The sequence below is a fragment of the Pseudomonas neuropathica genome (assembly GCF_015461835.1).
Classification (GTDB): domain Bacteria; phylum Pseudomonadota; class Gammaproteobacteria; order Pseudomonadales; family Pseudomonadaceae; genus Aquipseudomonas; species Aquipseudomonas neuropathica.
On the sequence record NZ_JACOPX010000001.1, the window covers coordinates 301,113 to 311,706 of the forward strand.

Annotated in this window: 8 protein-coding genes; 5 read left to right on the forward strand and 3 right to left on the reverse strand. The window is 60.4% G+C overall.

Going from position 1 to position 10,594, the window contains the following annotated elements:
* Positions 1 to 80: 80 nt before the first annotated feature.
* The 4 genes from H8F23_RS01225 (at position 81) to H8F23_RS01240 (ending at position 5,412) form a co-directional block, all read left to right on the forward strand.
* Positions 81 to 1,331, forward strand: coding sequence for an MFS transporter (locus H8F23_RS01225; protein WP_194933126.1), 1,251 nt, complete (start codon positions 81 to 83; stop codon positions 1,329 to 1,331).
* A gap of 74 nt (positions 1,332 to 1,405) precedes the next feature.
* Positions 1,406 to 1,912 (forward strand): sigma-70 family RNA polymerase sigma factor, encoded by a 507-nt coding sequence (locus H8F23_RS01230; protein ID WP_194933127.1) that lies wholly within the window; start codon positions 1,406 to 1,408, stop codon positions 1,910 to 1,912.
* Complete coding sequence (locus H8F23_RS01235; protein WP_194933128.1) at positions 1,909 to 2,877, forward strand: FecR domain-containing protein; 969 nt, start codon at positions 1,909 to 1,911, stop codon at positions 2,875 to 2,877. The genes H8F23_RS01230 and H8F23_RS01235 overlap by 4 nt, the downstream gene beginning before the upstream one ends.
* Before the next feature lie 99 nt (positions 2,878 to 2,976).
* Positions 2,977 to 5,412: a TonB-dependent siderophore receptor gene (locus H8F23_RS01240; RefSeq protein ID WP_194933129.1), complete on the forward strand. Its 2,436-nt coding sequence runs from the start codon at positions 2,977 to 2,979 to the stop codon at positions 5,410 to 5,412.
* A 70-nt stretch (positions 5,413 to 5,482) separates the two neighbouring features.
* Here H8F23_RS01240 and ycaC read toward each other — a convergent pair whose 3' ends face one another.
* Entirely contained in the window at positions 5,483 to 6,115 is a 633-nt protein-coding gene (gene ycaC / locus H8F23_RS01245; protein ID WP_007916011.1) for an isochorismate family cysteine hydrolase YcaC, read from the reverse strand.
* Positions 6,116 to 6,435: 320 nt separating this feature from the next.
* Between ycaC and H8F23_RS01250 the strand changes: the two genes are divergently transcribed.
* Positions 6,436 to 7,182 carry a response regulator transcription factor gene (locus H8F23_RS01250; protein ID WP_194933130.1) on the forward strand — a complete coding sequence of 249 codons (747 nt, stop codon included), beginning with the start codon at positions 6,436 to 6,438 and terminating at the stop codon, positions 7,180 to 7,182.
* 236 nt (positions 7,183 to 7,418) lie between these two features.
* Here H8F23_RS01250 and H8F23_RS01255 read toward each other — a convergent pair whose 3' ends face one another.
* Both H8F23_RS01255 and macA read right to left on the reverse strand, forming a co-directional pair.
* Positions 7,419 to 9,377: a MacB family efflux pump subunit gene (locus H8F23_RS01255; RefSeq protein WP_116254885.1), complete on the reverse strand. Its 1,959-nt coding sequence runs from the start codon at positions 9,375 to 9,377 to the stop codon at positions 7,419 to 7,421.
* Between the two features lie 2 nt (positions 9,378 to 9,379).
* On the reverse strand, positions 9,380 to 10,528 hold the full coding sequence (gene macA / locus H8F23_RS01260; RefSeq protein ID WP_095124693.1) for a macrolide transporter subunit MacA: 1,149 nt from the start codon (positions 10,526 to 10,528) through the stop codon (positions 9,380 to 9,382).
* Between the last annotated feature and the right edge of the window lie 66 nt (positions 10,529 to 10,594).

Consider the following 10,594-nt stretch of genomic DNA (forward strand, 5'->3'; position numbering starts at 1 on the left):
AACTTATATTCGTGGCCGCAGGTCATTAGGCTTGCTGAGGTTGAATCCATCCGCAAACCTCGAACATTGAAGACACCGCCGTGGCCGCCGACCTCGATCGCCGCAACAACCTGTCCCTGGACAGCCTGAACTTTTTCCTCGCCGACGTGCGCGATGGCCTCGGCCCCTATCTGGCCATCTACCTGTTGGCAGTGCATCACTGGGAGCCGGCCAGCATTGGGCTGGTGATGACCATCGCCGGGGTCGCCGCGCTGATCACCCAGACACCCGCCGGTGCCTGGGTCGACAACAGCCGGCGCAAACGTGCGTTGATTGCGATCGCCGCGCTGCTGGTAACCGGCAGTTGCCTGCTGCTGCCGTTCGTGACGTCGTTCACTTGGGTGGCGCTGACGCAAACCTTGAGCGCAATGGCCGCCTCGATATTCGCCCCGGCCATCTGCGCAATAACTTTGGGCATGACCGGGCCGCGAGCGTTTACGCGCCGAACCGGGCGCAACGAAACCTTCAACCATGCCGGCAATGCCTGCGCCGCACTGCTGGCCGGTATATTTGCCTACCTGTTCGGCCCGGTGGCAGTGTTCTATCTGATGGCGGCCATGGCGTTGGCCAGTGTCATTGCCATCGCCTGCGTTTCGCCAGCCGCCATCGACCATGATCTGGCTCGTGGACTGGATCCGGCCGACGCCAGCCACCGCCAGCCTTCCGGTTTGTCGGTGCTGCTGAGCAACCGGCCGCTGTTGCTGTTCGCCATTTGCTGCGCACTGTTCCACCTCGCCAATGCGGCGATGTTGCCGCTGGTGAGTCAAAAACTCGCGCAAGCCAATTTGCAGATGGCGACCCCGCTGACCTCGGCCTGCATCGTCGCGGCGCAATTGGTGATGGTGCCGGCGGCATTGCTGGTCGGGGCGAAAGCCGATCTGTGGGGACGCAAGCCGCTGCTGCTGGCCGGATTCCTGATCCTGCCGTTGCGCGGTGTGCTCTATACGCTGTCGGACGATGCTTACTGGCTGGTCGCGGTGCAGCTGCTCGACGGTGTCGGCGCCGGTCTGTTCGGCGCCTTGTTTCCGATCATGGTCAAAGACCTCACCCAAGGCACCGGCCACTTCAACGTCAGCCTTGGCGCACTGACCACGGTGTTCGGGCTGGGCGCGGCACTGAGCAACGGCCTCGCCGGATTCGTCGTGCAGGAAGCCGGTTACAGCGCGGCGTTTCTGACACTGGCTGGGATTGCGGCGGTGGCGGTGGTGTTGCTTGGGGTCGGGGTGCCGGAAACCCAGCGCAATGGCCGTCAGCCTGAAAGCGGCGCAGTCGTGGTCAATGCTGAATCCTGAGGCCAGATTGCACTGACTCTCTGCGCACGGGTAATATTGAGATGTATTCTCACTAACATCCAGAAAGCCCACCCGTGCACTCTCCTCCGTCCAGCAAGCTGGGATTCTTTTTCAGCGATCATCATCGTTGGCTGTTGCAGCACATCAATCGACACCTGCGCAACCACGCGGACGCCGAGGACACGGCTGCCGATACGTTTTGCCAGTTGCTGGCGGCGCGTGTCGATCCGGACAGCATCGAGCAACCGCGCGCCTATCTGTCGACCATTGCCCGACGGCTGATGTTCGACCGTCACCGCCGGCGCAAGCTGGAACTGGCTTACCTTGAGCGCTTGTCGGCACTGCCCGAGGCACTGGCGCCCTCGCCCGAGGAACAGCTGCAACTGATTGAAGCGCTGGTCACCATCGACCGCGCCATCGACGGTTTGCCATTGATCGTCAAAACCACCTTTCTCTATAGCCAACTGGATGGCCTGAGCTATGTGGCGATTGCGCAGAAACTGGGGCTTTCGGAGCGCACGGTGAGCCGTTACATGAAACAGGCGTTGCGTCAGTGTTATCTGTGCGAGATGGCGCCATGAGCAAGCCATGCCTGGATGCGGTCAGCGAGCAAGCCATCGACTGGATGGTCAGACTTCGCGCCGGTACGCCTGATGCAGCGTTGCAAGAACGCTTCAATACGTGGCTGGCGATGGACCGGGCGCACAGTCAGGCTTTCGAGAAATTGCAGGACCGTCTCGGTAGCTCGTTCAACACCGTTCGCGCCCTCGATCGACGTTTGCCCGGTCAGGCCAGTGAGGCTCGCCAAGTGCTTTTGCAGCCACACGCTTCGCGCCGCGATGCACTGCGCGTGCTCGCCGGCATCAGTTTGCTCGGTGGCAGTCTGTGGCTTGGTAGCAAAAGCCAGTTCGGCGAGTCGCTGCTGGCCGATCTGCATACCGGACGCGGCCAGCGGCAAAGTTTCAATCTGGCCGATGGCAGTCGCCTGAGCCTGAACGCTGACAGCGCCGTGGATCTGCGCTTCGATGACCAGCAACGCGTGGTCATTCTGCGTCACGGTGAGTTGATCATCGATGTCGCCCCCGACCCGCGCCGGCCGCTGATCGTACGCACCGCCGAGGGCGAAATGCGCGCGTTGGGCACGCGATTCCTCGTTGCTCAGGAACAACACGCCAGTCGTCTTGTAGTGTTGCAACATTCGGTCGAAGCGCGGCTGTTCGATGGCACCGCGCAAGTGGTGCGGGAAGGTCAGTCCGTTGTGCTCTCTTCACGCAGCATCACGTTCGCCAGCGGCGATGAGCAGCGCCGCGCCGAATGGTTGAACGGCCGATTGAACGTTCTCGATGAGTCGCTGGATCGTGTCGTTGACGCCTTACGTCCTTACAGTCGCGGTTTCGTGCGCGTCGCCCCCGACGTGCGCAACTTGCGCGTTCAGGGCGTATTCCCGCTCGACGACCCCGAACGAACCCTCGCTGCACTGGCCGAGACCCTGCCGATTCGCGTGGATCACTACAGCCCATGGCTGACGTTGATCGGCAAAAACTGATGCGCAAAAATTATTTATGAAAACCATTCTTGTTTGTGTCCGGTTTTCATTTCTCATCCGACCTATCTCCTGACACTTTCACAAAAACAGGAGAACGTTGTGTTCAACTCGTGGCCCCGTACCCTTTCCGTCGCTATTGCGCTGGCAACGCTGACGACTTCAGCGCTGGCGCAAGACCTCACGTTCAACCTGCCGGCCGGCCCTCTGGCCAGTACGCTCAACGCCATTGCCGGCCAGAGCGGGCAGATCATTTCCCTGGAGCCGGCGCTGGTGCAGGGTAAACGTGCGCCGGCGGTCATCGGGCAAATGCCGGCCGAGCAAGCGCTGCAAAAAGCACTGGCGGGCAGTGGTTTGCAGCTACGCGTCACGGGGCAAGGCAACTTCAGTGTCGAGCCCGCCATCGACAGCAATGCGGCGTTGCAACTGGATGCCACCAACATCGTTGAACGCAGCTTCGACGCCACCACCGAAGGCTCCGGCTCTTACGCCGCGCGCGCCGTGACCATCGGCAAAGGCACGCACACGCTCAAGGAAATTCCGCAATCGGTCACGGTGATGACCCGCAAGCAGATGGACGACCAGGACCTCGTCGATCTCAAAGACGCGGTCAACAAAACCACCGGCCTGGTCGGCCTGCAGGGCGTGGGCAAAGGCATGATCATTACCTCGCGCGGTTTTCAGATCGACGACTGGCAGTACGACGGCGTGCCGATCCCGCGCAACACCTACGCGTTGGGCAACTGGGCCACACAGGACCTGATTTTCTTCGATCGCCTGGAAATTCTGCGCGGCGCCTCCGGCCTGCTGCAAGGCACTGGCAGCCCCGGCGGCGCGATCAATCTGGTGCGCAAGCGCGGCCAGAACAAGCCCGCCGTGACCATCACCGGCAAGGCCGGCTCGTGGGATCACTACGGCCTGCAACTGGATGCCGGTGGCCCGCTGAACAGCAGCGGCACGGTACGTGGTCGTTTTGTCGCCGACGAAGACCAGAGCCAGTCGTTCGTCGATTACGAATGGAGTAAAACCCACTCGCTCTACGGCGCACTGGACTTCGATCTAAGCGACGACACCACCCTCGGTCTGGCCATCAGCAACTCCGATGGCGAGTCACGCCCGATGATTCGTGGCCTGCCCCGCTACGCCGACGGCAAGCCGCTGAATGTGCCGCGCTCGACCTACGGCGGCGCACGCTGGAACCATCTGGACATCGACGTCACCACGCTTTACGCCGATCTCGAGCACCGCTTCAACGACGATTGGGCGTTCAAGGTCGGCGCGGTGCGCATGGACGAAACCAACAAGGGCAAAAGCCAGCGCCTGCAAACCAGCGGCGACGGGATCAACGCCGATGGCAGCGGCATTCAATACGCCGATTTCGTCACCGATTTCGACGCGACCAAGCTCGGTCTCGACATGAACGTCACCGGCCACTTCGAAGCCTTGTCCATGGCCCATGAAGTGATGCTCGGCGGCAACTACTCGAAATACACCAGCGACGACAAAATCGCCCGAACCTTCAATAACAACACCACCGATACCATTTTCGGCATCGATCACGATCGACCGGACATCAGCTACGAAGGGATTCTCAACACAGCGGGCGGTCAAGCCACGCCGAGCAAATACGAGATCCGCCAGAAAGGTTTGTATGGCAGTTGGCGGATCAAGCCGATCGAGCCGCTGACCCTGGTGCTCGGCTCGCGCGTCAGCTGGTATGACTACAGCTATCAGTACGCGACGCAAAGAGCCTTCAACCCTGCGATCGCGCAACCGGACAGCACCGTGACGGAAACCGGCGTCGTCACACCGTACGCCGGCATCGTCTACGACTTGAGCCGCGAGTGGGCCGTGTACGCCAGCTACACCGATGTGTTCGAGCCACAGACCAACCGCGACGCGAGCGGCGCCACGCTTAAGCCCGTGGTTGGCAGCAACTACGAGGTCGGCCTCAAGGGCGAATTGATGGATGGCCGGGTAAATACCTCGCTGGCGCTATTCCGCTATGACCAGGAAAACCGCGCCATCAACGACCTCGCGTCGGGCATGGTCTGCGACGGTTGGTATTGCTCCAACGCCGCCGGCAAAGTCCGCAGCCAGGGGATCGAAGCCGAGATCAGCGGCGAAGTCCTGAACAACCTGCAACTGTTCGCCGGCTACACCTATAACACCACCAAGTACCTCGATGACCCGGACAACGAAGGCAAGGTCTTCAGCACCTGGACGCCGAAACACATGCTGCGGGTCTGGGGCGATTACCAGTTCAGCGGCGACTGGGAACGCGTCAGCACAGGTTTGGGCTTCACCACCCAGAGCCATACGCTCGGTTATGAACACACTTACGATGTCGGCGGTTACACCGTGTGGAGCGCCCGCCTCGGTTACCAGTTGAGCAAGGAAATCGGCCTGGCGGTGAACGCCAACAACCTGTTCGACAAGCGCTACTACACCGCCGCGTACAACCAGCTCAACGGCAACAACAACTTTGGTGACCCGCGCAATGTGATGTTCAGCGTGAAGTACACGCCCGAATTTTGAGGACAGCGTTAAGTACAAAAACAGAAAGCCTGCTTTTCAAAGCAGGCTTTCTGTTTTCGGTCGCGTCGGCTTACTTCTGCTGAGCCGTCAACGCCGAGTAGCTGTTCATCAGGTTGCGGTAGTTAGGGATCCGCTGCGACAGCAGATTGCCCAAGCCTTCAATATCGTTGCGCCAGTCGCGGTGCAGCTCACAGGCTACCGAGAACCAGTTCATCATCTGTGCGCCAGCCTGGGTCATGCGGCTCCACGCGGCTTGCTGCACGGTGGTGTTGAAGGTCCCAGACGCATCAGTCACCACAAACACATCAAACCCCTCCGCCAGCGCCGACAAGGTCGGGAACGCTACGCAAACATCCGTGACTACACCGGCAATGATGATCTGCTTGCGCCCGGTAGCTTTGATCGCCTTCACGAAATCTTCGTTGTCCCAAGCGTTGATCTGACCTGGACGAGCGATGTACGGCGCGTCCGGGAACATCTCTTTCAGTTCCGGTACCAGCGGGCCGTTCGGGCCTTGTTCGAAACTGGTGGTGAGGATGGTCGGCAGTTCGAAGAACTTCGCCAGATCCGCCAGGGCCAGCACATTGTTCTTGAACTCGTTTGGCGAGAAGTCCTGAACCAGGGAAATCAGCCCGGTCTGGTGGTCGACCAGCAGCACGATAGCGTCGTCTTTGTTCAGGCGGTTGTAGGTTGGAGTGGTCATGGTGGGCGTCCCTTTTCAATGTTGGAAAGTTGTTGTTGCGTTCAAGTTGTGTACAGGTTACTGACGCATCGAAGAGGGATAAATCGGTTGAAATGGGTTTTACCGTCAACCTGAACAGGACAATTCAACGAGGGTATTCCCTTCGTTCCCGCATTGAAGCCAGTAAATTCAGGGTTATTAGCTAATAACACCTTCATTAAACCGTCGCTCAAACGTTGTACTAGGATAGGATCCAAGTCTGCGGTTTTTCGTCGACCAAGGAGATCGTCGACGGTACCGCAGACGTTTTTGAATTAACGCCTCTCAGGGATGACACGCATATGAATTCACACTTGTTCCCCCACATCGGCAAGGTCATCGCCAGCACCGGCAGCCGGCACTTTCCGCGCATGTTGCATGACCTGATCCTGACGCAACTGGCGGTAGACGCCACGCACATCCGGCAGATGCGCGTCGAACCGGTGGGCCGCGCGTCGAGCCGCAGTGAGCCGGAGCCGCTGAAAGAGTCGGCGCTGCTCGCCGAAACGGTGTTTTCCGAACACAGTGCGGCGGCCCACCACTTACAGAACCCGCCGGCCACGACCAGCGCGGACGCCTCGCAACTGCACCTGACCCGGCGCAAGGACGGCTATCGCTACGTGATTTCGGTGTACCGCAACGGCGAATCACAGCGTTTCTCCGCGCAGGAACGCAGCCTGTTACAGGACATTTCCCCGGTGCTGCTGCCGATGGTGGAAAAACACATCAACGCCCTGCAACCGGCCACCCCCGATCCACAAATTCCCTCCGAAGCAGCCGAAGGCAGCGGCCTGGAAACCTTGCGCCTGCGCTTCGACGAGCGCCTGGAGCAACTGGGGTTGAGCCTGTCCAACCGCGAAACCGAAGTCTGCGTCGGCCTGCTCGCCGGCCGCACGGCGCCGGAACTGGCCGAGCAGTTGGCGCTGAAGGTCAACACCGTGGAGAGTTATCTGAAACGCGCGGCGATCAAATTGGGCATCAGCGGGCGGCATTCGTTGATGCGCTGGATGTATTCGCCGTTGGAGACGTTGGCGTCGAGTGCGGCTTGATACGCAGGGATAACGAGGATTTCAGGTTTTGCGGTGTGTCAGCGGGATTACCCCCCCTCACCCCAGCCCTCTCCCCCCAAGGGGGGCGAGGGGGAAAGGGACCCGATCTTTGTGGTTTGCAAAACCTGAGTTCGACTCGGTAGTTCACGTCGGTGCATCTTCAGCAAACACCCCGGTCAGTCCCCTCTCCCTCCGGGCGGTCCGACGTTTCGGGAGGGCTAGGGTGAGGGCCGCTTTTAATCCCGCGCCAACGCCTCAATCGGATCAAGCCGCGAAGCATTCCGTGCCGGCACAAACCCGAACACAATCCCGATCAACGTCGAGCACACCACCGCCGTCAACACCGACGCCAGCGAGAACACCATCTCCCACTCCTTGATAAACACCGAAAACAAATGCCCGATGGCATATGACAGGGAAATGCCGATCGCCCCGCCCAACAAACACACCATCACCGCCTCCACCAGAAACTGCTGACGAATGTCCGACTGCCGCGCGCCCACCGCCATGCGAATGCCGATCTCACGGGTCCGTTCAGTCACCGACACCAGCATGATGTTCATCACCCCGATACCGCCGACCACCAGGGAAATCACCGCAATCAGCGACAGCAGCAACGCCAGCGAGCGGCTGGTTTTCTGCACGGTCTGCAAGACGCTGTCGAGGTTGTTGGTGAAGAAATCCTTGGTGCCGTGGCGTTGCAGCAGCAGTTGGGTGACGTGCTCTTCCACCACTTTGCTCGGCTGGCCGTCCTTCATGCGCACGCTGATGCTGTCCAGATAACGCTGGCCCAACACCCGCCCGGCGGCGGTTTCGTAGGGCACCCAGACGTTGAGGGTCTTGCCCGAGGCGAACAGGCTTTTATCTTGCGCGGCCACGCCGATCACCGTGCACGGCAGGTTACCGATCAGGATCACCTGGCCCAACGGATCGACGTCTTGCCCGAACAGACGCTGCCGGGTGTTGTGATCGATAACCACCACCTGCGCCTGGCGCCGCGCATCGCTTTCGCTGAACGGGATGCCCGCGGCCATTTTGATCCCGCGCACCTTGAAGTACTGATCGCTGACGCCGTTGACCTGCGCATCCAGGTCGATATTGCGATAACGCAACAACAGGCTGCGGCCGATCATCGGCGTGGCGCTGTCGACGTAGTACAACTGATTCAGCGCGGTGACATCGGCCGGCGTCAGCGTTTCAATGGCGGCGGCACGTTTGTCGCCATAACTGCTGCCGGGATAGACATCGATGGTGTTGCTGCCAATCGCCGCAATGTCCTTGAGCACGTAGTTCTTCGCGCCCTCCCCAACTGCGGAAATCGACACCACCGAAGTGATGCCGATGACGATGCCGAGCATGGTCAGCAAGGTACGCATGCGATGCGAGATCAACGCCACCCAGGCCATGGCGAACGCTTCTTTGAACAGCCCGAGACTGGCGACCAGGCGACGCGAAGCGGTGGCTTTCGGTGCCACCGGTTCTTCGCTGAGCAGGTGCGTGGTATCGCGTTCGTTGCTGCGGTCGCTGAGGATTTCGCCGTCGCTGACTTCGATGATGCGCTCGGCATTGGCCGCCACTTTCGGGTCGTGAGTGACCAGAATCACCGTGTGCCCCGCCGCGTGCAGCTCCAGCAGGATGCGCATGACCTCCTTGCCGCTGGCCGTGTCGAGGGCGCCGGTCGGTTCGTCGGCGAGAATCACTTCGCCGCCGTTCATCAAGGCGCGGGCGATACTCACGCGCTGTTGCTGACCGCCGGAGAGCTGGCTCGGCCGATGCGTCAAATGGCCTTCCAGACCCAGTCGCGCCAACAACTCACGGGCACGGGCATGGCGTTGAAGCTGCGGCGTACCGGCGTAAATCGCCGGCATCTCGACGTTGTGCATTGCGCTCAAATGCGGCAGCAAGTGGTAACGCTGGAAGATGAAACCAAAGTAGTCGCGGCGCAGCTCGGCCAGGGCCTGATTGTCCAGATCGCGGGTTTCCTGGCCGTTGATCCTGTAGCTGCCGGCGGTGGCGTAATCAAGGCAACCGAGGATGTTCATCAGCGTCGATTTGCCAGAACCGGAGGCACCAATGATCGCCACCATTTCCCCGGCATTGATCGTCAGATTGATGTTGTTCAGCGCGAGAAACTCGCGGTCGCCAGCGGTGAAACTGCGGGTGATGCCGGTCAGTTGTAGCAGTGGCTCAGTCATGCTCAGGCCCCCGCCACATTGTTCACCGGATCACCGATCACCACGCGATCGCCTTCTGCCAGACCGGCGTTGATCTGCACTTTGACGTTGTTGTTGATCCCGGTCTGCACGTTGCGCGACTGCGCGTGGCCCTTGGCGTCGAGTACGCGTACCGGGAAACTGCCGTCGGCATTGCGCGGACCGAGCGCCGCCACCGGCACGGTCAGCACCGACTTGGCGGTGTCGAGGATAATGCGCACCTGCGCGGTCATCGAGATGCGCAGGCGATGATCGGGATTGGGCACCTCGAACAAAGCGTTGTAAAACACCGCGCTGCTTTGCTTTGGCGTGCCGGCGGGCGGCGTTTCAAGAAAGTTCTGTGGCGCCGGGTCGGTGCCGCGCAGTTTCGCGTAGTAACGTTTGTCCTCGCCGAGAATAGTGAAATACACCTCTTGCCCCGGGGCGATGTGAATTACATCGGCCTCGGACACCTGCGCCTTGACCGTCATGGTGTCCAGATCCGCCAGTTTCAGCAGAACCGGTGCCAGTTGACTGGCGATCACCGTTTGCCCTTCCTGCGTTACCACGCCAACCACGTCGCCATCGATTGGCGCGACGATCCGCGTGTACGCCAGATTGACCTTGGCCGTGTCGATCTGGATGTGCGCGCTTTTGATCTGCGCATCCAGCGACATCAGATTGGCCTGCTGCACCTGATAATCCGATTCGGCGGTTTCGAAGTCCTGGCGCGAGATCGACGCGTCGTCCTGCAAGTTCTTGTAGCGCTCGTAAATCGCTTTGGTCTGCCTGAGCTGAGCCTGGGTCGCGCGTTTTTGCGCTTGCAGGTTTTCCTCATCAACCTGGGCCTGACGCAAAGTGTTCTGCAACACCAGCGGATCGATTTCCGCCAGCCACTGCCCTTTCTTCACCTTGTCGCCGACCTTGACCTTGAGCGACTTCAATTGCCCCGACACTTGCGCGCCGACGTCCACTTGCTTGATGCCTTCGAGCAACCCGGTGGCGAGCACCGCGTTTTCAATATCACTGCGTTCCACCGGGGCAGTCAGGTACTGCGGCGCCTCAGCCGGTGCCTGCACCGCGTAGAACGCCAATCCCGCCACTGCCACCAACGCCAATCCCATACCGACTTTGCGCAACTTCGACTTTTCCATAAATAACCACAAGTCCGTTCAGGGGTGAGCCCGGCCAGCGGCCGGGCTCTGGTAGATAAACAACAA